The sequence below is a fragment of the Enterobacter sp. BNK-22 genome (genome assembly GCF_048684805.1).
Taxonomy (GTDB): domain Bacteria; phylum Pseudomonadota; class Gammaproteobacteria; order Enterobacterales; family Enterobacteriaceae; genus Enterobacter; species Enterobacter quasiroggenkampii.
In genome coordinates this window covers 4,509,174-4,530,803 of sequence record NZ_JBLQTT010000001.1, presented here as the reverse complement: position 1 = coordinate 4,530,803, position 21,630 = coordinate 4,509,174, and the positions used below count along the sequence as shown (strand labels likewise).

The following is a 21,630-nucleotide window of genomic DNA, read 5'->3' as shown; positions in this document are numbered from 1 at the left end:
AGCCGTTTTAGTTAATGCTAAAAATTGTGCTTTCCGGTACTATGCGGCGGTTTTTTCCGCATTACTGAGAGCGATCATGTCCACCACACTGTTTAAAGATTTCACCTTCGAAGCCGCCCACCACCTTCCGCATGTCCCTGAAGGGCATAAATGTGGCCGTCTGCACGGGCATTCGTTCATGGTGCGTCTTGAGATCACCGGTGAAGTTGATCCGCATACCGGTTGGATCATGGATTTTGCCGAGCTGAAGGCGGCGTTTAAGCCGACCTACGATCGTCTGGATCACTACTACCTGAACGAGATCCCGGGCCTTGAAAACCCGACCAGCGAAGTGCTGGCAAAATGGATTTGGGATCAGATGAAACCGCGGGTACCGCTGCTGAGCGCGGTGATGATCAAAGAGACCTGTACCGCGGGCTGCATCTATCGCGGGAAGTGATCGTCCTCATCCTCGCAGGCGTTTAACGGCGTGAGTTCATAAAGAACGAGCGCGTTACTTTCCAGCGACTCCGTGATTTGCCAGCCGTCATAAAGCCGTTCATCGTGTACGGAAAGCGTTGGACGCGCTTTATGCGCAATCCAGTTCCACATCTCTTCGTCAGGCCCGCTTTCGCTTCGAACGCCTTCCAGCAGCGGGTAAAGCGCGCCGTTATGACGATCGAACAGATGGCGCTTGATGCGCCATCTGCCGCGCGCCCCCTGCAGCTGCAGGTGGTGGTGCTGCTGAAAACGCTGGATAAAGGCCTCTTCACTCGACAACAGCGGATTGAATACCACCACGTTGCGCAGCAGCAGTTGGTAGCCACCTTCATGACGCAGCAGTAGCACGCTCTTGTCGTTAACGAGCACCTCTCCCCGCAGACGCTGCCACAGCCAGAGTACCCAATAGATGGGCCGTGGAAGGCCGTGATTATATTGAAGCGCAAGGCTCGATGTATCGAGGGTGTTGTTCGCCCTCGCTTCCCCCTGTAAACCAGAATTTAGCCAGAAGCCCGCCAGCCAAACCTGTTCTGAAAGCCCGAGCAGGTTTTGCATCAGCAGCGCGCCGCGGAAAAACCAGCCGTTGGTCGCCCGCGTGTTGCCGGTAAGGGTATTCCATGAGAGTAACCATACCGGCAGCGTCCGCTGCCGCTGGCGAAGGGCGGCGAGGATCTGGCGGACCTTTAGCACAGGGTAATTTTCAGACGAGGAAAGATGCGCGGGATCCAGCTGCGCCAGATCGAGCAGCTCATTGGCATCGGCCGGGCACGCGAGGAAATCAGCCTGGTTCAGGATAGCTGACTGGAACAGCGCGTCACCGCCAGGCCCGGTTCCCGCGGGTAAGAAACGATGCCATACGCCAAACTTCGCCTGCGGAAGGTACGACTTGAACGCCGCTCGCTGCGTCTGCCAGGCATGCTCCTGCGTTTCCGCGTTGGCCTGCGAAGACCAGTGCATAACCGCGTGCCAGCCTGCGGTGACGTCGGGCGAAAAACGGTTAATCGATAGCTGCAAAAAACGCGTCAGCAGATCGCATCGGGTGGTGACGCCCGTGTGCAGCAGCACTGTCCAGCCCTTTTTGGCCACCCAGCTGAACACCTGCTGCAGATTGTACCAGCAGGAGTAGCCGGCCATCTCGGGATCGTCCCACCCCGTGGCGAACAGACGGCTGCTGAGAAAAGGTTCCGCGATATCAATACCCTCAATGGGGATCGCTTCATGAAGCGCCTCCAGATGCTGGCGAACATCCTCCCGCAACAAATCGTCGAGCTCGCGCAGGGTCACAACAAGCCGCGTGCGGCGCAGCGAAGCCGAGATCGGGTGAAGCTGCGCCAGATTCAGGATCCGCTCCTGACGCGGCGCGTGGGCGAGCGGAGGGGGTTCCCAGCCGTGCGCCTCAGCGCCGTTAAGCAGGCCGAAAAGCGTATCCACCGCAACGGGAAAGCGCTGCTCGTCCGCGCTCGCCCGCAGGCGGGACGCCTCTGGGCGATGGCGCCCGGCCTTGCGAAACTCGCCCGGAGACATGTTGTGATAGCGCCGGAAGCGATCGGTCATTATGCGCGTGCTGGCAAACCCGTGCTCCAGCGCAATCTGATGCAGAGGACGGCTGGTGAGACGCAGGGCGTCAGCCGCTTTTTCCAGCCGCAGGGCGGTGATGTACTGCATAAAACTGACTCCCGTCTCTTTTCGAAAGAGACGGGAGAGCCACGCTTCTGAGACGAACTCACTCTCTGCGATTTCGGCCAGCGTAATGCGGCGGGTGTAGCTGGCGTCGATCCGCTCCAGAACACGGGCGATGCGCTTGCTTACGTTCGCGTGCTGGTGCCGGGGTTTCTGGCGGGTGGGCTGCTGAAAGCGACCGGTTAGCAGCAACAGGATCTCGCTCAGCCAGCGATTCGCCTCCAGCCGATAGCGGCGCGGATCGTTCACCAGCGTCACCACCAGAAGCTGGCGCAGCAGGTGCCGAAGCGCGTCGCACTGCGGCAAGCTCGCGCCGGGCTCCGCCGGAATCGCATAGTCATGGGCAAAAAAGTCTTCGTACAGCTGGATGACCCAGCCCCCGGAGAGGGTGACACGCAGGGTGACGTTAGCGCTCCGGCTGCTAAACCACCAGCGCTGATGGCGGTTTATTATCGCAAGACCGTTTGTCTGCATCGTTTCTGGCCCCGCGTCGGCGTGCAGCTCCCCCTCACCCTCCAGCACCCAGAGTATCGTCAGCGAATCACCTTCATCCTGCGCATAGCGTCGGATGTCCTCAACGGTTACCGCAAACTCACTTTTACGCTGCTTCATTTGCTGCTCCTGCCAGGACAAATAATGACATCCTCTTTTTTGTCATAACTGAATCGTATGAAAAACAATCAGAAAAAAGGCGTCGATTCACAACAAAAAAGGGCGTTTTCCGGCAATGCGATCGACATAAACTCGAAACTAACACCATTTGGCAGGAAAAGGATAACAAAAATGACACATCCAATTGTTGACGCGCTGCGAGGCTCCGAGGCTCAGTTCACTGAATTACGACGCGAATTTCACCGGCATCCCGAAATCGGCTTCGAGGAGCATAAAACCAGCGACCGCGTCGCGGCACTCCTGAAGCAATGGGGCTATGAGGTCCATCGGGGAATGGCCAAAACCGGCGTGGTCGGCACCCTGAAGGTGGGCAACGGCAGCAAACGTCTGGGCCTGCGCGCCGACATGGACGCACTGCCGATGCAGGAAAATAGCGGCAAAGCGTGGAGCAGCACGGTTGAAGGTAAATTTCACGGCTGCGGACACGATGGGCACACCACTACCCTGCTTTATGCCGCAGAGTATCTGGCCCGTACCCGCAACTTTAGCGGCACGCTGCATCTGATTTTTCAGCCAGCCGAAGAGCTGCTGTATGGCGGGCGCGTCATGGTTGAAGACGGCCTGTTTGAACAATTCCCCTGCGACCATATTTTTGGGCTGCATAACATGCCCTCCCAGCCGCTTGGGAAAATTGGCCTGCGCGATGGCGCCATGATGGCCTCCTCTGACACCATACATATTGAAGTGAACGGCGTAGGGGGACACGGCGCCGTTCCGGAACACACCGTTGATGCTACGCTGGTTGCCTGTCACATCACCCTCGCCCTGCAGTCGATTGTGTCGAGGAATATCACCCCATTCCAGCCGGTCGTCGTGACCGTGGGCAGCATCCAGGCGGGACATGCCCCGAATATTATCAACGATAAGGTATTAATGAAGCTGACCGTGCGCACGCTGGATGAAGCGGTGCGTCAAACCGTCCTGCAGCGGATCCACGACATTGCCGTGGCGCAGGCTGAGAGCTTCAACGCCACGGCCACGATTCGTCACGTGAATGGCAGCCCGGTGCTGCGCAATAGCCCGCAGGCCAATGACATGGTGCGCACGGTGGCGACTGACCTGTTCGGTCAGGATGCCGTTGCATCGGTCAATGCGTTTATGGGAAGCGAGGATTTTGCGTTCATGCTCGAAAAAAATCCTCAAGGCTGCTACTTCACTCTCGGTGCCGGAGATGAGCCGGACCGCTGTATGGTGCATAACCCAGGCTACGACTTTAACGACAAGCTCCTGCTGACCGGGGCGGCGCTCTGGACTGCGTTAACCGAACACTATCTGCGCTGATTCGCGCCAATCTGAGGGCTGCACGATGAGTACCGTTCCACTGACAGACACAACGTCCTACGCAGGTAACGATCGGCTGTTGGCCGGTATTGTGATGAGCGTCCTGACATTCTGGTTATTTGCGCAGTCTGTGATTAACGTTGTGCCGGCAATGAAAAACAGCCTCGCAATCTCTCTTGAAACCCTTACGCTGGCGGTCAGCCTCAGTGCGCTATTCAGCGGCTGTTTTGTCGTTGCCTGCGGAGGATTTGCCGATAAGTTTGGCCGCGTGCGCATGACGTACATTGGCCTGATGCTGAGCATCATCGGCAGTGCCTTACTCTTCGTATCGTGGGAGCCCGTTCTGTTTTTGCTGGGGAGAGCGATACAAGGTCTGTCAGCGGCCTGCATCATGCCCGCCACGCTGGCGCTGATTAAAACCTGGTATCAAGGCAACGCTCGCCAGCGGGCAATCAGCTTTTGGGTCATCGGCTCATGGGGCGGCAGCGGCCTGAGCTCATTTGTCGGCGGTGCCATCGCCACCTCGCTCGGCTGGCGCTGGATCTTTATTTTTTCCATGCTGGTGGCGGCGGTGGCACTCCTGCTGATTCGCGGTACCCCGGAAAGCCGAAGCGACAGCGCACGTCGCCATAAGCTGGATACTAGCGGCCTGGTGAGTTTTGTCCTTATGCTGGTACTGCTGAATCTGTTTATCAGCAAAGGCCACGGTTGGGGCTGGAGCAGCGGCCTGTCATTGCTGGTGCTGGGTAGCGCCGCGCTGGCAGCGGCCTGCTTCGTGCTCACCGGGCGACGCAAGGGTGATGCGGCGCTGATTGATTTTGCCCTGTTTAAAAACCGGGCCTACAGCGCCTCGGTATTCTCTAACTTTTTGCTCAACGGCTGCATTGGTACCATGATGATTGCCAGCATCTGGCTGCAACAAGGCCACCGTCTGTCACCACTGCAAACCGGCATGATGACGTTGGGGTATCTGATTACCGTGCTGGCGATGATCCGGGTGGGGGAAAAGCTGCTTCAGCGCTACGGCGCGCGCCTGCCGATGATGACCGGGCCGCTGCTGACCGCAACGGGCATCACGCTTATCTCCTGCACGTTTTTAAGCAAGGAGATCTACATCATCACCGTCTTTCTCAGTAACATTTTATTTGGGCTGGGGCTGGGATGTTACGCTACGCCGTCAACGGATACGGCGGTGATGAACGCGCCAGAAAACAAAGTCGGGGTGGCCTCTGGGGTGTACAAAATGGGCAGTTCGCTGGGGGGAGCGATGGGGATCGCGGTTACCGCGTCGCTCTATGCGCTGCTGCTGCCGCTGGGCATGGCCAGCGCCGCACAGTATGCGCTTCTTTTTAACAGCGCGATGTGTCTCGCTTCGGTGGGAGTGACCTGGGCGTTACTCCCTTCAGGTCGGGCCCCGCGATAGGCGGGGCCACGAAAGGGTCAGGCAATATTCAGATATTTGTGCGTCTGCATCGACAGACGCCAGTTGCGCGCAATACAGGTTTCAATGCACAGGCGCGTTGCATCGTCTTTCTGGCTGATAGGCTGCAGGGCAATCACCCGCTGCTTTTCATCCGTCAGGGTGGCCAGCAGTTCATCCAGCGCTTCGATATCTCGCACGCGCCCTACCGGGTGCTTAATCTCATCCGCGCGCTCCAGCGCCTGAGACAGCACGTCGTACCCGCCGCGCATATTCACTTTTGGCGATACCGTCACCCAGGTGGTGTGCGAGCAACGCACTTCATGGGTGCCGCTGGTTTCGATCTGGCAGCTGTAGCCGTTCTTTTCGAGCAACTCGGTCAGCGGGGTCAGATCGTGGATGCAGGGTTCACCGCCGGTGATCACGACGTGACGGGCCGTCCAGCCCTGACGGCCAATAATGGCCAGCAGATCTTCGGCACTGCCCGCGCCCCACTTATCGCTCTCTTTGGTTTTCGCCAGAATGCTAAACAGCGACACTTCCCGATCTGCGAGCTTATCCCACGTATGTTTGGTGTCACACCAGGCACAGCCAACCGGGCATCCCTGTAAACGAATGAAAATAGCGGGAACGCCGGTAAAGTAACCCTCGCCTTGCAGGGTCTGGAACATCTCGTTAATCGGGTACTGCATAGTCATCTCAGTAAAGGGGATAAACGATAAGTATCGCAGATCCCCGCCGGATGGTCATGCTCCATCGGTGCTTTACGCGCCAATCGCCGCCATAAACCGTTCCGTGATTTGCTGTGGACGGGTGATCGCGCCGCCGACCACCACCGTATGCGCGCCCAGCGCCAGGCACCTGGCCGCACGTTCAGGCGTATCCACGTTGCCTTCGGCAACCACGGGCACCGTCACGGCCGCCAGCACCGCTTTCAGGAACGCGCAGTCGTTGTCAGGCAATACATGGCCCGCGGTTTCCGCCGTGTAGCCGTAAAGCGTGGTGCCGACGCAGTCGAAGCCCAGCGCCTGCGCCGTCACGGCTTCGTCCACGGAGGAGATATCCGCCATCAGCAGCACCGCGGGATAGCGAGAGCGGATGCGCGAGACCAGCGTTTCCAGGGATTCTCCGCAGGGACGCTCCCGCGCCGTCGCATCAAGCGCAATCATGTCCGGCGAGACGCGCATGAGCTCATCCACCTCTTTCATTGTCGCGGTGATAAACACCTCACTTTCGGGATAATCCCGTTTGATGATGCCGATGACCGGCAAAGACACCTGCTGCTTTATGGCCTCAATATCCGCCACGCTGTTGGCGCGAATAGCCGCGGCCCCGCCCTGTGCCGCCGCCAGCGCCATTCTCGACATAATAAACGGGCTGTGCAGCGGTTCATTTTCCAGCGCCTGACAGGAGACGACCAGTTTTCCCTTCAGGGTATCCAGTACAGTTTTCATTACGATAAGATCTCTTCCACTTCGTTTTTGATAATCGTGACGTGCGGGCCATAGATGACCTGAACGCCGTTGCCGCGCACGATAACGCCGCGCGCCCCGGTGGCTTTCAGCGCCGCGTCATTCACTTTGCTGCCGTCTTTAACCGTCACGCGAAGACGCGTGGCGCAGCAGTCCACCTCGTCCAGATTGTCTTTTCCGCCTAGTCCGGCGATCACCGCAGCAGCGCGTTCGTTTTGCGGCAGACTGACTTCGTCAGCCATCGCCTCCTTTTCCCGACCCGGCGTCGCGAAATCAAAGCGGTTAATCAGATAGCGGAAGGTAAAGTAGTACAGGAAGAACCACGGTACGCCGACCAGCGGAACGAACATCCAGTTGGTTTTGGCCTCTCCCTGCAAAATGCCGAACAGCACGAAGTCGATGAAACCGCCGGAGAAGGTTTGCCCGATGGTGATATGCAGCATGTGCGCGAGCATGAATGCCAGCCCGTCAAACAGCGCATGGATGACGTAGAGTACCGGCGCAATAAACAGGAACGAGAATTCGATAGGCTCGGTAATCCCCGTCAGGAACGAGGTTAACGCCGCAGAAAGCAGCAGTCCGGCAACGCGTTTTTTGTTCTCGGGTTTTGCCGTGTGGTACATCGCCAGGCACGCCCCGAGCAGGCCAAACATCATCGTAATAAAGCGCCCGGACATGAAGCGTGACGTACCCTCATAGAAATGTTGCGTGTTCGGGTCAGCCAGCTGAGCGAAGAAGATCCGCTGCGTGCCTTCCACGAGGTGTCCGTTGACGATTTCACTCCCGCCAAGCGCGGTGGTCCAGAAAGGCAGATAGAAGATGTGGTGCAGACCGAACGGGCCCAGCATGCGGAGAATAAAGCCGTACAGCAGGGTGCCCAGATAGCCGGTCGCATCCACCAGCCCGCCCAGACCAAAAATCAGCTTCTGGAAATGCGGCCAGACCACGGTCATGAGCGCACCGACGAGTATCGCCGCCAGCGAGCTGATAATAGGAACAAAGCGCGAGCCGCCAAAAAAGCCCAGAAACTGCGGAAGCGCAATTTTATTAAACCGATGATGGAGCGCGCAGGTCACCAGCCCAATCACCACGCCGCCAAACACGCCGGTTTCCAGCGTCTGAATACCCAGCGTCATGCCCTGCCCCACGGCCCCCGGGTTCTCATGCGCCAGTTTGCCGGTGAGGATCAGCAGCGCGTTGATGGTGGCATTCATCACCAGAAACGCGAGTAACGCCGCCAGACCCGCCGTGCCCTTATCGCTTTTTGCCAGCCCGACGGCCACCCCAACGGCAAACAACACCGAGAGGTTCGCAAACACGATGGATCCTGCGCTGCTCATGATGGTGAAAATGGCCTGCAGCCAGCTCACGTCTAAAAACGGATAGGCTGCCAGCGTGTTGGGATTCGATAGCGCGCCGCCTATCCCCAGCAGCAGACCCGCCGCAGGCAACACGGCAATCGGCAACATAAAGGATTTGCCAAAGCGCTGCGCTTTTTCAAACCATCCTCCTGAAGAAGCCCCACTGAATATTTGCATCATTTTTTCATCCCCCCATTAAACGATGAAAATTTTTACCACATAAATGTTTAATAGTGAAAATTATCATCACAAACCAGGACGACGATCATACTTTTTCAAAATGACTGGCATCTTTCCCCCGCTTTCCGCCACACTAGTCGCAGAGAAACGCATTAAGGATCGAGCATGTCAGACCATGAAAACCTGCTGCTGAAGCTACGCCAGGAGGCTTCCGGGTACAGCCCAACACAACAAAAACTCGGTGAGTTTGTCCTCAGCGATCCAGCCCGGGTGCTCTACCTGACGATCACCGAGCTGGCGCGCGAGAGCCACACCAGCGAGGCCAGCGTCACGCGTCTTTGCCGGACGCTGGGCTGCAAGGGCTATAACGAATTTAAAATGGCGCTTGCGCTGGATATTCAGCAGGGTCAGCCCGCGCGTCAGGCGGGGGATGAGATTGATAACGTGGTGGATGAGTCGGTGCAGGCATTGCAGGATACCGCCAGGCTTCTTGACCGCGCGCTGCTTGAAAAGGCCGCGCTGGCGCTGCATCAGGCGCAGTCGGTGCAGATTTATGGCGTTGCGGCCAGCGCGATCCTCGGGGAGTATCTCCACTACAAGCTGTTGCGTCTGGGGAAACCCGCACAGCTGTTTAGCGATATGCACCGCGCGGCCATGAATGCGACAACGCTTTCAAAAGAGACCCTGGTGGTGGCTATCTCCAGCTCGGGTTCAACGCGGGATTTACTCCACGTGGTGAAGCTTGCCCGCAAACGTGGCGTTAAGGTACTGGCTCTCAGCAATACGCCCCGCAGCCCGCTGGCGTCCCTGAGCGACATGCAGCTGGTGGCCGCCAAGCCAGAGGGGCCGCTTAGCGCGGGCGCGCTCAATGCTAAGGTTGGGGTCATGCTGCTGGTCGAGCTGCTGACTACGTCCCTGATTGCGCTGGATGGTCATTACGGCGACGTTAGCCAGCAAACAGCCAGCGCCACGCTTCCCCTTTTACTCTGAAAATCATTCGCAGGCTAAATAAAACAGCCTGCGTCTTGTGTCGTCTGATTTACGTTAAGGGGGGGTAAATCATTTATCTGGTAAATGTTTGGTGTAACAAAGTATTATATTTATTACATTTTGAATTAAGCTAACCACCTGGTGGCCAAGCCATAAAAAACATTAAAATCAATATCTTAAAATATTAATTTTAATAAATTGAATTTTTACCCAACCTATAATGTCCAATATCTCCACCTGATTTTCTTTCCTTAAAATAAGCTTAAGACGCCATTGATTTCGGCGTTTTATTATTTAAATGCCGTTTACTTTTGCCCGCCTACAATCCGCCTCATCAATCATAATGAGACGGTATTAATGAAGATGTTATTGATTACAGGCGTGACCGGATTTCTGGGTGGTGCAGTACTGGAAAAAATCCTGACCAACGATCAACCCGTAAAACTGCTTTTGCTCGCGCGTGCCAGCGATCCGCAGAGCGGGCTGGAGCGTGTGCTGGAGAACATGCGCAAGTTCAACGTTCCTGAGGACAAACTGGCCTCTCTGAATGTGGATAATATCCTGATTGGCGACCTCAGCCAGCCTGAAGCCTTCCTGAACGATCCCCGTCTGGATCGGGTCACGCATGTCGTGAACTGTGCGGCTGTCGCCTCATTTGGTAACAACCCGCTCATCTGGAAGGTCAACGTTGAAGGAACGCTGGCGCTGGCGCGCCGTATGGAGCAGGTCTCAGGACTGCAGCGTTTCCTCCACGTAGGCACGGCAATGTCATGCACACCGGAGCAGGATTCCCTGGTCGCCGAAAGCGCGGAATTCAGAGAGAATGCTGAACACCTGGTGGAATACACTTATTCGAAGTCAACCATCGAACAGCTGATGCGCCAGGAATGTCCGAACCTGCCGCTGCTCATCGCGCGTCCGTCCATCGTTGTCGGCCATACCCGCCACGGCTGCACGCCGTCGAGCAGCATTTTCTGGGTCTTTAGCATGGGCCTGATGCTGCAGAAGTTTATGTGCTCCATGGAAGACAGGATCGACGTTGTTCCGGTGGATTATTGCGCCGACGCGCTGTTAATGCTGCTGAACAGCAACGCGCGTCCGGGGGAAGTGGTACACATTTCTGCCGGTGAAGAGAACAGCGTTCGCTTTGCGGATATCGATCAGGCGATGGCGCAGGCGCTGGAGAAAGCCCCCGTCGGGGATAAATATGCGCAGGTTAGCTACGAAACGCTGGTCAGAATGCGCCGCGAGTTGAAAACGATTTTTGGCCCGTGCAACGAACGTCTGATGCTAAAAGCCATGCGGTTATACGGTGCGTTTGCCACGCTTAACGTGCGCTTCAGCAACGATAAGCTGCTGAGCATGGGGATGCCGAAGCCACCCCGGTTTACGGATTATATCGCCCGCTGCGTGCAAACCACCCAGGGGCTGACCATTCCGGAGCAAATGGCGGTCGATTTTAAATAGCCAAAAAAATGCCAGTCATTCGACTGGCATTTTCATTTTAAGGCTTAGGCGATTATGCCTGGCCTTTGATCTCTTTACGACCGTTGTATGGTGCTTTTTCGCCCAGCGCTTCTTCGATACGAATCAGCTGGTTGTATTTAGCAACACGGTCAGAACGGCTCATAGAACCGGTTTTGATCTGGCCTGCAGCGGTACCCACAGCCAGGTCAGCAATGGTAGCGTCTTCAGTTTCGCCAGAACGGTGAGAGATAACCGCGGTGTAGCCAGCGTCTTTCGCCATTTTGATCGCAGCCAGCGTTTCGGTCAGGGAACCGATCTGGTTGAATTTGATCAGGATGGAGTTAACGATGCCTTTCTCGATGCCTTCTTTCAGGATCTTGGTGTTGGTTACGAACAGGTCGTCACCCACCAGCTGGATTTTGTCGCCCAGTACTTTAGTCTGGTATGCGAAGCCAGCCCAGTCAGACTCGTCCAGACCGTCTTCGATAGACACGATTGGGTACTGTTTGGTCAGGTCTTCCAGGAAGTGAGTGAACTCTTCGGAGGTGAACGCTTTGTTGCCTTCGCCAGCCAGAACGTATTTACCGTCTTTGTAGAATTCAGATGCTGCACAGTCCATCGCCAGGGTGATGTCTTTGCCCAGCTCGTAGCCAGCAGCTTTTACTGCTTCTGCGATAACAGCCAGAGCTTCTGCGTTAGAACCCAGGTTTGGCGCATAGCCACCTTCGTCACCAACAGCCGTGTTCATGCCTTTAGCTTTCAGAACTTTAGCCAGGTTGTGGAACACTTCAGAACCCATACGTACCGCTTCTTTCAGGGATTTCGCGCCAACTGGCTGAATCATGAATTCCTGAATATCAACGTTGTTGTCTGCGTGCTCACCACCGTTGATGATGTTCATCATTGGTACAGGCATAGAGTATTTGCCTGGGGTGCCGTTCAGTTCAGCGATGTGCTCGAACAGTGGCATACCTTTCGCAGCCGCAGCCGCTTTGGCGTTTGCCAGAGAAACAGCCAGGATTGCGTTCGCACCGAAGTTAGATTTGTTTTCAGTACCGTCCAGATCGATCATGATCTTGTCGATGCCAGCCTGGTCTTTGGCGTCTTTGCCAATGATTGCCTGAGCAATAGGACCGTTTACAGCGCCAACCGCTTTCAGTACGCCTTTACCCAGGAAGCGAGATTTGTCGCCATCGCGCAGTTCCAGCGCTTCGCGGGAACCGGTAGAAGCACCTGATGGAGCAGCAGCCATACCAACGAAACCACCTTCCAGGTGAACTTCGGCTTCAACGGTCGGGTTACCACGGGAGTCGATGATTTCACGACCGATGACTTTAACGATTTTGGACATTAGATTTTCCTCAGTACAAGTTAAACTAAAACTCCAGACAAACAACGCGTACCAAAGGTACGCGTTGCCGTTCTAACTTTTTTTACTTCGCCTGACGCTTCTGGTAGTCGCTGGCGGCCTTAACAAAGCCTGCAAACAGCGGATGCCCGTCACGTGGCGTTGAAGTAAATTCCGGGTGGAACTGGCAGGCGACAAACCACGGATGGTTTGGCACTTCAATGATCTCGACTAACTGATCATCCCCGGAGCGTCCCGCAACACGCAGGCCCGCGGCTTCAATAGGTTTCAACAACATGTTGTTGACTTCATAGCGGTGACGATGGCGCTCGGTAATGACCGGCTCGCCATACAGCTTGCGAACCACGCTATCGTCAGTCAGCTGGCAGGCCTGTGCGCCAAGACGCATGGTGCCACCCAGATCGCTCTTCTCGGTACGGACTTCGACGTTACCTTCTTCGTCACGCCATTCGGTGATAAGCGCCACAACAGGGTACTTACAGTCTGGCACAAATTCCGTAGAGTTCGCGTTTTCCATTCCCGCTACGTTGCGCGCAAATTCGATCAGCGCAACCTGCATACCCAGACAGATGCCGAGGTATGGAATATTGTTTTCACGCGCATAGCGCGCGGTGGCGATCTTGCCTTCTACACCACGGTAGCCGAAACCGCCAGGGATAAGAATAGCATCCAGATCTTTCAGGATTTCAACGCCACGCGTTTCAACATCCTGCGAATCAATCAGCTTGATGTTCACGGAGACACGGTTCTTCAGACCACCGTGTTTCAGCGCTTCGATCACGGACTTGTAGGCATCCGGCAGCTCAATGTACTTGCCGACCATACCGATAGTCACTTCGCCTGCCGGATTGGCTTCTTCGTAAATAACCTGTTCCCATTCAGACAGGTTAGCTTCCGGACAGTTCAAGCTGAATCGTTTACAAATATAATCGTCCAGGCCCTGAGATTTCAACAGGCCCGGGATTTTATAAATGGAATCGACATCTTTCATTGAAATAACGGCTTTTTCAGGCACGTTACAGAACAATGCAATTTTCGCACGTTCGTTCGCCGGCACCGCACGATCGGAACGGCAAACCAGGATGTCTGGCTGAATACCAATGGAGAGCAGCTCTTTAACAGAGTGCTGAGTCGGTTTGGTTTTCACTTCACCTGCGGCGGCCATGTACGGCACCAGCGTCAGGTGCATGAACAGCGCGTGTTCACGGCCAATGTCTACCGCCAGCTGACGAATCGCTTCCAGGAATGGCAGGGATTCGATATCACCCACGGTACCGCCGATTTCAACCAGCACCACGTCGTGGCCTTCGCCACCCGCAACAATGCGTTCTTTGATGGCGTTAGTGATGTGCGGGATAACCTGAACGGTGGCACCCAGATAATCACCACGGCGCTCTTTACGCAGAACGTCGGAGTAAATGCGGCCGGTCGTGAAGTTGTTACGACGGGTCATTTTGGTGCGGATGAAACGCTCGTAGTGGCCAAGATCCAGATCGGTTTCAGCGCCGTCTTCAGTAACGAACACTTCCCCGTGTTGGATTGGGCTCATGGTGCCCGGATCGACGTTGATGTACGGATCCAGTTTCATCATGGTCACATTGAGGCCACGGGCTTCAAGAATGGCTGCGAGGGAGGCTGCGGCAATGCCTTTACCCAGAGAGGATACGACCCCGCCGGTCACAAAAATATAGTTCGTTGTCATGCTGAACCTGAGAAGTTAGGGTGAAACGATGGAATAACCAGGACGGGAAAGTAGTATACCCGAACACGGCGAGCGCCACAAACTTTCATTCTCCGTCTCCATTCCAGGCCATGACAAACATAAGGAGTGAGAAAATAGCCCCTTTTGGGTAAATGTTTTTGACGCAAATCAAGCGCTTGTCATTTAAAAAATCACACAAATTGCGCTTGATCGCAAAATTTCGTTAGAGATCAGATTCCTGGCGCTTTACTTCCTGCCAGACTTCTTCCATCGCGTCGAGGTCAATACCGGTCATTTCCAGGCCTCGCGAGGCGACAATCCGCTCTACTTCGCGAAAGCGGCGTTCGAATTTCAGGTTGGCTTTTTGCAGTGCCGTTTCCGCTTTTACACCCAGGTGGCGAGAAAGGTTGACGGTCGCAAACAGCAGATCGCCCATCTCTTCCTCAAGCTTTGCTTCATCCACCACCGCCTGCTGCGCTTCGTGCATGACCTCGTCAATCTCTTCGTGCACTTTATCCAGCACCGGGCCGAGGGAGGTCCAGTCAAACCCCACCGCGGAGCAGCGTTTCTGGATTTTGTGCGCGCGCATCAGCGCGGGCAGGCTCAGCGGGATATCATCCAGCGCGGAGTGCTGGGATTTTTCTGCCCGCTCTGCACTTTTGATCTGCTCCCAGCGGGCCAGCACTTCGGTGCTGTTTTCTGCGGTGGCGTCACCAAAAATATGGGGATGACGGCGCTCAAGCTTGTCGCTGATGGCAGCGCAAATATCGTCAAAGTTAAAGCGCCCTTCTTCCTGCGCCATCTGCGCGTAGAACACCACCTGGAACAGCAGATCGCCCAGCTCGCCGCGCAGGTCGTCAAAATCTTCACGGGAAATGGCGTCCAGCACCTCGTAGGTCTCTTCAAGGGTGTACGGGGCGATGGTGGCGAAAGTCTGCTCTTTGTCCCACGGGCAGCCGTTTTCCGGGTCGCGCAGGCGCTTCATGATGCCGAGCAGGCGGTCGATTTGAGTCATAGTTCTGTCCTGATGAAAAAATGCCGGGGGGCGGCGTTGCCTTACCCGGCCTACGGAAGAGGATGTTTAGCCGCCGTGCAGACGACGCGCGTCAATCACATCCGGCACCTGGTTCAGCTTGCCAAGCACGCGGCCCAGCACCTGCAGGTTGTAGATTTCGATGGTCATATCGATGGTGGCAAGCTGCTCGCGGGTATCGCTGCGGCTGGCGACGCCCAGCACGTTGACCTTCTCGTTGGCGAGAATGGTCGTAATGTCGCGCAGCAGGCCGCTGCGGTCGTTGGCGGTAACACGCACCACCAGCGAGTAGCCAGCGGAATAGCTTTCCCCCCAGACCGCTTCCACGATGCGCTCCGGCGCATGGGACTGAAGCTCGGCAAGCTGGTCGCAGTCGGAACGGTGAATCGAAATTCCGCGCCCCTGGGTGATAAAGCCGACGATATCATCCCCTGGGATTGGCTGGCAGCAGCGGGCGATGTGGTGCATCAGGTTACCGACACCTTCGACCACCACGCGGCCGTTGTCCTTGCTGCGCTGCTGCGGCGCGTAGGTTTTCTGCTGCAGCTGCTTCAGCGCCGCCGCGTCCTGCTCTTCCGCGCTTGGCTTATTGAACTGCGCCTGCAGGAAGTTCACCATCTGATTCAGACGAATATCACCGCCGCCAATGGCCGCTAACAGCTCATCAAGCTCGTTGAAGTTGTAGCGCGGCAGCAGGAATTTCTCCGCCTCTTTCAGGCTGATTCCGATATGCTCCAGCTCGTCGTCGAGGATCTGACGACCGGCAAGGATATTCTTGTCACGATCCTGTTTACGGAACCAGGCGTGAATTTTCGAGCGTCCGCGGCTGGTGGTGACATACCCCAGGTTCGGGTTAAGCCAGTCCCGGCTCGGGTTCGGCTGCTTCTGGGTAATGATTTCAATCTGGTCACCCATCTGCAGCTGATAGGTGAACGGTACGATACGCCCGCCAATTTTCGCCCCGATGCAGCGGTGCCCCACATCGCTATGGATGTGGTAGGCAAAATCGAGCGGCGTAGAGCCGGCCGGCAGGTCAACAACGTCCCCTTTCGGCGTAAAGACATACACCCGATCGTCAAAGACCTGGCTGCGCACTTCGTCGAGCATCTCGCCGGAATCGGCCATCTCTTCCTGCCACGCAATCAGCTTACGCAGCCAGGCAATGCGGTCTTCGTGGCCTGAACGCGCCCCGCCGGACGTGCCTTCTTTGTATTTCCAGTGCGCGGCAACGCCCAGTTCGGCATCTTCATGCATCTGTTTGGTGCGGATTTGAATCTCGACCGTTTTACCACCCGGGCCAAGCACCACGGTATGGATAGATTGATAGCCGTTCGGTTTGGGGTTGGCGACATAGTCATCGAACTCATCCGGCAGATGACGGAAGTGAGTGTGTACTATCCCCAGCGCGGCGTAGCAGTCCTGCAGACGCTCCGCCACGATACGCACGGCGCGCACGTCAAACAGCTCGTCAAAGGCGAGGTGTTTCTTCTGCATTTTGCGCCAGATGCTGTAGATGTGTTTTGGTCGACCGTAGACTTCGGCGCGCACGTTCTCTTCTTTCATCGCCTGACGCAGGCCGCCGACAAACTCCTCAATATAGTGCTCGCGATCGATACGGCGCTCGTGCAGGAGTTTGGCAATCCGTTTATATTCCGCCGGGTGCAGATAGCGGAAGCAGTAATCTTCCAGCTCCCATTTCAGCTGACCAATCCCTAAGCGGTTCGCCAGCGGCGCATAGATGTTTGTACACTCTTTGGCGGCCAGCACGCGCTCGTCTTCCGGCGCATCCTTCACCTCTCGCAGGTGGGCAATACGCTCGGCCAGCTTGATGACCACGCAGCGGAAATCATCCACCATGGCCAGCAGCATCCGGCGAACGTTATCGACCTGCTCTGAGGAGACGGAATCGGTGTGCGCGGCTTTAAGCTGGCGGATAGCCGCCATATCGCGTACGCCGTGGATCAGCGCGACGACGGATTTCCCGACGCTGTCGCGCAGCACGTCTTCGCTGACCACGTCCGCATCCGCAAGGGGGAACAGCAGCGCGGCCTGCAGCGTTTCGATGTCCATGTTCAGCATGGACAGGATTTCAACCATCTCCACGCCGCGCCACAGGAGAAGATCGGCGTCGGGATGCCCCTGCGTGGTGCGCAGACAATAGGCCCAGGTTTCGGTTAAGCGTTCACACGACTGCTGGCTGGAAATTCCCAGACTTGCGATCCATTTTTGTGGGTCAAACTCCCCAGCTTTATTGAGATGTGCACTTCTTACCGCAACCATTGTCCTCTCCTTTAGGGACCAGGGCCTGTCGAAGTCGACAAGCCAAACAAATTAGATGTGCTCGAACAACACCATCGATTCCAGATGCCCAGTGTGCGGGAACATGTCCAGCATTGCCAGACGCTGAATCTGGTAACCCGCGCTGAGTAATGCCTCGCTGTCCCGGGCAAGGGTTGCCGGGTTACAGGAAACATAGACCACACGCTTCGGCGCGAGTTTAATAATATGTGCCATCACGCCCGGGGCACCGGCACGTGCCGGGTCGAGCAAAATTTTATCGAAGCCCTGCTTTGCCCACGGCTGTTGGGTGACATCTTCCTCAAGATTTTGATGAAAGAATGTCACATTTTGCAAGCCGTTCTGCCGCGCGTTCTCCTGCCCTTTCGCCACCAGCGCCTCAACGCCTTCCACGCCGACGACGCAGGCCGCTTCTCGCGCCAGCGGCAGCGTGAAGTTGCCCATTCCGCAGAACAGATCGAGCACCCGGTCGCTTTTCTGAACATCCAGCCACGCCAGCGCTTTCGCCACCATCTGCTGGTTAACGCCATCATTGACCTGAATGAAATCTCGCGGACTGAACGTTAAGCGTAGTCCGTTTGACGCATACCAGGGCGCCTCACCGGTAACCTGTTCAAGTATCTCGCTTTGTGGTGCAAGGAAAAGCGCCAGGTCGTGGGAATGCGAAAAGCGTTCCAGTTTTTCGCGATCTTTTTTCGACAACGGCGCGGTATGGCGCAGCACCATCAGCGGGCCATTGTTTGCCATGACCAGTTCGACATGCCCAAGATGGCGAACGCCGTCCAGCCCGGAGAGGCAGATGCGCACTTCCGGAAGCAATGCCTCAAGATGGGGCACCAAAATGGGGCACTGCTTCACGTCAACGATGTCGCTGGAGCCAGCCTTGCGAAACCCCATCTCCAGCCGCTCCGTTTTTGGCTGATAGCTGAGGCTCAGGCGCGCGCGACGACGATAGCCCCAGGGCTCATCGGCAAGGATTTCGTTAACGTCATGTTTAATCAGACGCGCCAGCGCGCGGCTTTTGCTTTTTTGCTGTAATTCTGTGCTCGCGTGCTGTTGCTGGCAGCCGCCGCACACGCCAAAATGGGGACAGCGGGGCGCCACACGCTCCGGGCTATCGTTGAGGCGACGCTTAACCTGCCCGCGCGCAAACTGGCGTTTATCTTCCGTCAGCGTAATTTCTGCTCGTTCTGCTGGCAGTAAACCTGTTATAAACAGAGCCTTACCATTGTGGCGTGCCACTCCCTGACCAAACGGATCAAGGTCCGTGGCCTCAACAGTGATGATTTGACGCGTCGTCACGCGTCGCTTTGCAGAGTAGAATTGCGCCATCGCAGAGATTTTTCTCACATAAACATAATTATCTTAATTGTCCCATAACGGAACGCCATGACCAACTACAGCCTGCGCGCGCGCATGATGATTTTGATCCTCGCCCCCACCGTTCTCATCGGTTTGCTGCTGAGTATCTTCTTTGTGGTGCACCGCTATAACGATTTGCAGCGACAGCTGGAGGATGCAGGCGCCAGCATTATCGAACCGCTTGCCGTCTCCAGCGAGTACGGCATGAACCTGCAAAACCGCGAATCCATTGGGCAGTTAATCAGCGTACTCCACCGCCGCCACTCGGACATCGTACGCGCCATTTCCGTTTACGACGAACATAACCGCCTGTTTGTCACCTCGAATTTTCATCTCGATCCGGCGGCCTTGAAGATCCCGGACGGTACGCCGTTCCCGCGTCACCTCACCGTACTGCGGCGCGGCGATATCATGATCCTGCGCACGCCGATCGTGTCGGAGAGTTATTCCCCCGATGAGTCTGCGCAGTCCGACGCCAAATCCAGCAATAATATGCTGGGATATGTGGCGCTGGAGCTGGATCTCAAGTCGGTCCGGCTACAGCAGTACAAAGAGATTTTCATCTCCGGCGTGATGATGCTGTTCTGCATCGGCATTGCGCTGATCTTCGGCTGGCGCCTGATGCGCGACGTGACGGGTCCCATCCGCAACATGGTTAACACGGTTGACCGCATTCGCCGGGGACAGCTCGACAGCCGTGTGGAAGGGTTTATGCTGGGCGAGCTGGATATGCTGAAAAACGGCATCAACTCGATGGCGATGTCGCTGGCGGCCTATCACGAAGAGATGCAGCACAACGTTGACCAGGCGACGTCCGACCTGCGCGAAACGCTGGAGCAGATGGAGATCCAAAACGTTGAGCTGGATCTGGCGAAAAAGCGCGCTCAGGAAGCGGCGCGTATCAAATCGGAATTCCTTGCCAATATGTCGCACGAGCTGCGCACGCCGCTCAATGGCGTGATCGGCTTTACCCGTCTGACCCTGAAAAGCGAGCTGAATCCTACTCAGCGGGATCACCTGCACACCATTGAACGCTCGGCCAACAACCTGCTGGCGATCATCAACGACGTGCTGGACTTCTCCAAGCTGGAAGCGGGCAAGCTGATCCTCGAGAGTATTCCCTTCCCGCTGCGCAGCACGCTCGATGAAGTGGTGACGCTGCTCGCGCACTCGTCGCACGACAAAGGCCTTGAGCTGACGCTTAATATTAAAAACGACGTGCCGGATAACGTCATTGGCGATCCGCTGCGCCTGCAGCAGGTCATTACCAACCTTGTCGGGAATGCCATTAAATTCACCGAAAGCGGTAATATCGACGTCCTGGTAGAGAAACGCTCGATCAGCAGCAATAAGGTCCAGATTGAAGTCCAGATCCGCGATACCGGCATCGGCATTCCGGAGCGCGACCAGTCGCGTCTGTTCCAGGCGTTCCGTCAGGCGGATGCCAGCATCTCCCGCCGTCATGGCGGCACCGGTCTGGGGCTGGTGATCACCCAGCGTCTGGTGAACGAGATGGGCGGCGATATCTCTTTCCACAGCCAGCCAAATCGCGGTTCAACCTTCTGGTTCCATATTAATCTGGACCTCAATCCGAACGTGCTGACCGATGGCCCGGTGACGGACTGCCTGAAAGGCAAGCGTCTGGCCTACGTTGAACCTAACGCTGCGGCGGCGCAGTGTGCGCTCGACATCTTAAGCACCACGCCGCTGGAGGTGGTCTACAGCCCAACCTTCTCCGCTCTGGCCGTTGAGCATTATGACATCCTGCTGATGGGGATCCCGGTCACCTTCACCGGCGAGCTGACCATGCAGCAGGAGCGGCTGGCGAAAGCCGCCTCGATGACCGACTACCTGCTGCTGGCGCTGCCTTGCCACGCGCAGCTGAATGCAGAAGAGTTGAAAAATGACGGGGCCGCCGCCTGCTTGCTTAAACCGCTCACTGCGACCCGCCTGCTGCCCGCGCTCACGGAATATTGCCGTCTTAGCCAGCATGCCCTTCCGCTGATTAACGATGAGCAAAAATTGCCGATGAGCGTGATGGCGGTGGATGATAATCCGGCCAACCTGAAGCTCATTGGCGCATTGCTTGAAGACCAGGTTCAGCATGTTGAACTGTGCACCAGCGGCGCGCAGGCGGTTGAACAGGCTAAGCAGATGCAGTTCGATTTAATCCTGATGGATATACAGATGCCGGGCATGGACGGCATCCGGGCCTGCGAGCTGATCCACCAACTGCCGCATCAGCAGCAAACGCCGGTTATTGCTGTCACCGCGCACGCGATGGCGGGCCAGAAGGAGAAGCTGCTGAGCGCCGGGATGAATGACTATCTGGCAAAGCCCATCGATGAAGAGAAACTTCATAGCCTGCTGTTGCGCTACAAGCCGGGTCATATTGGCGGAACGTACACGGTTTCCAGCGAGCAGGCTGAGATAAGTGTTAATCAGAACGCCACCTTTGACTGGCAGCTTGCGCTGCGCCAGGCGGCAGGTAAACCCGATCTCGCCCGTGACATGCTGCAAATGCTGGTCGCGTTTCTGCCGGAAATTCGCAATAAGGTGGAAGAGCAGCTGGTGGGTGAAAACCCGGAAGATCTGCTGGACGCAATCCACAAGCTGCACGGCAGCTGCGGGTACAGCGGCGTACCGCGGCTGAAAAACCTCTGCCAACTGCTGGAGCAGCAGCTGCGTGCGGGCACGCCGGAATCGGAGCTTGAACCGGAGTTTCTGGAGCTGCTGGATGAAATGGATAACGTGACGCGCGAAGCGATGAAGGTGCTGGGGAGCTGAGGTAAAAGCCCGGTGGCGCTACGCTTACCGGGCCTAAAGGTGCACTAACGTAGGCCGGGTAAGGCGAAGCCGCCAC

The 21,630-nt window shown here is 56.4% G+C and carries 15 protein-coding genes; 6 read left to right on the top strand and 9 right to left on the bottom strand.

The features are described 5' to 3' along the window. Nucleotides 1-76: 76 nt before the first annotated feature. Nucleotides 77-439, top strand: a complete 363-nt coding sequence (gene queD, locus ACMGGE_RS21375) for a 6-carboxytetrahydropterin synthase QueD (RefSeq protein WP_420294130.1) — start codon at nucleotides 77-79, stop codon at nucleotides 437-439. Here the strand turns inward: queD and ACMGGE_RS21370 are convergent. Beyond that, nucleotides 424-2,772 (bottom strand): helix-turn-helix transcriptional regulator, encoded by a 2,349-nt coding sequence (locus ACMGGE_RS21370; RefSeq protein ID WP_420294129.1) that lies wholly within the window; start codon nucleotides 2,770-2,772, stop codon nucleotides 424-426. The genes queD and ACMGGE_RS21370 overlap by 16 nt on opposite strands. A gap of 171 nt (nucleotides 2,773-2,943) precedes the next feature. Between ACMGGE_RS21370 and ACMGGE_RS21365 the strand changes: the two genes are divergently transcribed. Continuing rightward, nucleotides 2,944-4,113: a M20 aminoacylase family protein gene (locus tag ACMGGE_RS21365; RefSeq protein ID WP_048224638.1), complete on the top strand. Its 1,170-nt coding sequence runs from the start codon at nucleotides 2,944-2,946 to the stop codon at nucleotides 4,111-4,113. 25 nt (nucleotides 4,114-4,138) lie between these two features. Continuing rightward, nucleotides 4,139-5,536 (top strand): MFS transporter, encoded by a 1,398-nt coding sequence (locus tag ACMGGE_RS21360; RefSeq protein WP_262811448.1) that lies wholly within the window; start codon nucleotides 4,139-4,141, stop codon nucleotides 5,534-5,536. A gap of 17 nt (nucleotides 5,537-5,553) precedes the next feature. On the opposite strand, the gene queE is transcribed toward ACMGGE_RS21360, so the two are convergent. The 3 genes from queE to ACMGGE_RS21345 form a co-directional block, all read right to left on the bottom strand. Continuing rightward, entirely contained in the window at nucleotides 5,554-6,225 is a 672-nt protein-coding gene (queE, locus tag ACMGGE_RS21355; protein WP_021241905.1) for a 7-carboxy-7-deazaguanine synthase QueE, read from the bottom strand. A 72-nt stretch (nucleotides 6,226-6,297) separates the two neighbouring features. Beyond that, on the bottom strand, nucleotides 6,298-6,987 hold the full coding sequence (locus tag ACMGGE_RS21350) for an N-acetylmannosamine-6-phosphate 2-epimerase (RefSeq protein ID WP_414455334.1): 690 nt from the start codon (nucleotides 6,985-6,987) through the stop codon (nucleotides 6,298-6,300). Continuing rightward, nucleotides 6,987-8,546 (bottom strand): PTS transporter subunit EIIC, encoded by a 1,560-nt coding sequence (locus ACMGGE_RS21345; protein WP_063436634.1) that lies wholly within the window; start codon nucleotides 8,544-8,546, stop codon nucleotides 6,987-6,989. Before ACMGGE_RS21345 ends, ACMGGE_RS21350 begins: the two co-directional genes overlap by 1 nt. Before the next feature lie 165 nt (nucleotides 8,547-8,711). Here ACMGGE_RS21345 and ACMGGE_RS21340 point away from each other — a divergent pair, with 165 nt between their 5' ends. Both ACMGGE_RS21340 and ACMGGE_RS21335 read left to right on the top strand, forming a co-directional pair. Next, nucleotides 8,712-9,536 carry a MurR/RpiR family transcriptional regulator gene (locus tag ACMGGE_RS21340; protein WP_032675434.1) on the top strand — a complete coding sequence of 275 codons (825 nt, stop codon included), beginning with the start codon at nucleotides 8,712-8,714 and terminating at the stop codon, nucleotides 9,534-9,536. Between the two features lie 357 nt (nucleotides 9,537-9,893). Next, complete coding sequence (locus ACMGGE_RS21335; RefSeq protein WP_126533978.1) at nucleotides 9,894-11,003, top strand: SDR family oxidoreductase; 1,110 nt, start codon at nucleotides 9,894-9,896, stop codon at nucleotides 11,001-11,003. 52 nt (nucleotides 11,004-11,055) lie between these two features. Here the strand turns inward: ACMGGE_RS21335 and eno are convergent, their stop codons facing one another. The 5 genes from eno to rlmD all read right to left on the bottom strand — a co-directional run bounded on the left by eno (nucleotide 11,056) and on the right by rlmD (nucleotide 18,737). After that, entirely contained in the window at nucleotides 11,056-12,354 is a 1,299-nt protein-coding gene (gene eno / locus ACMGGE_RS21330) for a phosphopyruvate hydratase (RefSeq protein ID WP_024909267.1), read from the bottom strand. Between the two features lie 82 nt (nucleotides 12,355-12,436). Then, on the bottom strand, nucleotides 12,437-14,074 hold the full coding sequence (pyrG, locus tag ACMGGE_RS21325; protein WP_032648095.1) for a glutamine hydrolyzing CTP synthase: 1,638 nt from the start codon (nucleotides 14,072-14,074) through the stop codon (nucleotides 12,437-12,439). Nucleotides 14,075-14,297: 223 nt separating this feature from the next. Then, a complete protein-coding gene (gene mazG / locus ACMGGE_RS21320) occupies nucleotides 14,298-15,089 on the bottom strand; it encodes a nucleoside triphosphate pyrophosphohydrolase (protein ID WP_032675437.1) in 792 nt (263 codons plus the stop codon). Nucleotides 15,090-15,155: 66 nt separating this feature from the next. Continuing rightward, nucleotides 15,156-17,387 carry a GTP diphosphokinase gene (gene relA / locus ACMGGE_RS21315; protein ID WP_008499628.1) on the bottom strand — a complete coding sequence of 744 codons (2,232 nt, stop codon included), beginning with the start codon at nucleotides 17,385-17,387 and terminating at the stop codon, nucleotides 15,156-15,158. A gap of 51 nt (nucleotides 17,388-17,438) precedes the next feature. Next, nucleotides 17,439-18,737: a 23S rRNA (uracil(1939)-C(5))-methyltransferase RlmD gene (gene rlmD, locus ACMGGE_RS21310; protein ID WP_420294128.1), complete on the bottom strand. Its 1,299-nt coding sequence runs from the start codon at nucleotides 18,735-18,737 to the stop codon at nucleotides 17,439-17,441. Between the two features lie 57 nt (nucleotides 18,738-18,794). Between rlmD and barA the strand changes: the two genes are divergently transcribed. Beyond that, nucleotides 18,795-21,554: a two-component sensor histidine kinase BarA gene (gene barA / locus ACMGGE_RS21305; protein ID WP_048029196.1), complete on the top strand. Its 2,760-nt coding sequence runs from the start codon at nucleotides 18,795-18,797 to the stop codon at nucleotides 21,552-21,554. The last annotated feature ends 76 nt before the right edge of the window (nucleotides 21,555-21,630 follow it).

Bases quoted from the DNA above. Each gene is read 5' to 3' on its own strand.
- queD (WP_420294130.1), top strand. From the start codon at position 77: ATGTCCACCACACTGTTTAAAGATTTCACCTTCGAAGCCGCCCACCAC.
- ACMGGE_RS21370 (WP_420294129.1), bottom strand. From the start codon at position 2,772: ATGAAGCAGCGTAAAAGTGAGTTTGCGGTAACCGTTGAGGACATCCGA.
- ACMGGE_RS21365 (WP_048224638.1), top strand. From the start codon at position 2,944: ATGACACATCCAATTGTTGACGCGCTGCGAGGCTCCGAGGCTCAGTTC.
- ACMGGE_RS21360 (WP_262811448.1), top strand. From the start codon at position 4,139: ATGAGTACCGTTCCACTGACAGACACAACGTCCTACGCAGGTAACGAT.
- queE (WP_021241905.1), bottom strand. From the start codon at position 6,225: ATGCAGTACCCGATTAACGAGATGTTCCAGACCCTGCAAGGCGAGGGT.
- ACMGGE_RS21350 (WP_414455334.1), bottom strand. From the start codon at position 6,987: ATGAAAACTGTACTGGATACCCTGAAGGGAAAACTGGTCGTCTCCTGT.
- ACMGGE_RS21345 (WP_063436634.1), bottom strand. From the start codon at position 8,546: ATGATGCAAATATTCAGTGGGGCTTCTTCAGGAGGATGGTTTGAAAAA.
- ACMGGE_RS21340 (WP_032675434.1), top strand. From the start codon at position 8,712: ATGTCAGACCATGAAAACCTGCTGCTGAAGCTACGCCAGGAGGCTTCC.
- ACMGGE_RS21335 (WP_126533978.1), top strand. From the start codon at position 9,894: ATGAAGATGTTATTGATTACAGGCGTGACCGGATTTCTGGGTGGTGCA.
- eno (WP_024909267.1), bottom strand. From the start codon at position 12,354: ATGTCCAAAATCGTTAAAGTCATCGGTCGTGAAATCATCGACTCCCGT.
- pyrG (WP_032648095.1), bottom strand. From the start codon at position 14,074: ATGACAACGAACTATATTTTTGTGACCGGCGGGGTCGTATCCTCTCTG.
- mazG (WP_032675437.1), bottom strand. From the start codon at position 15,089: ATGACTCAAATCGACCGCCTGCTCGGCATCATGAAGCGCCTGCGCGAC.
- relA (WP_008499628.1), bottom strand. From the start codon at position 17,387: ATGGTTGCGGTAAGAAGTGCACATCTCAATAAAGCTGGGGAGTTTGAC.
- rlmD (WP_420294128.1), bottom strand. From the start codon at position 18,737: ATGGCGCAATTCTACTCTGCAAAGCGACGCGTGACGACGCGTCAAATC.
- barA (WP_048029196.1), top strand. From the start codon at position 18,795: ATGACCAACTACAGCCTGCGCGCGCGCATGATGATTTTGATCCTCGCC.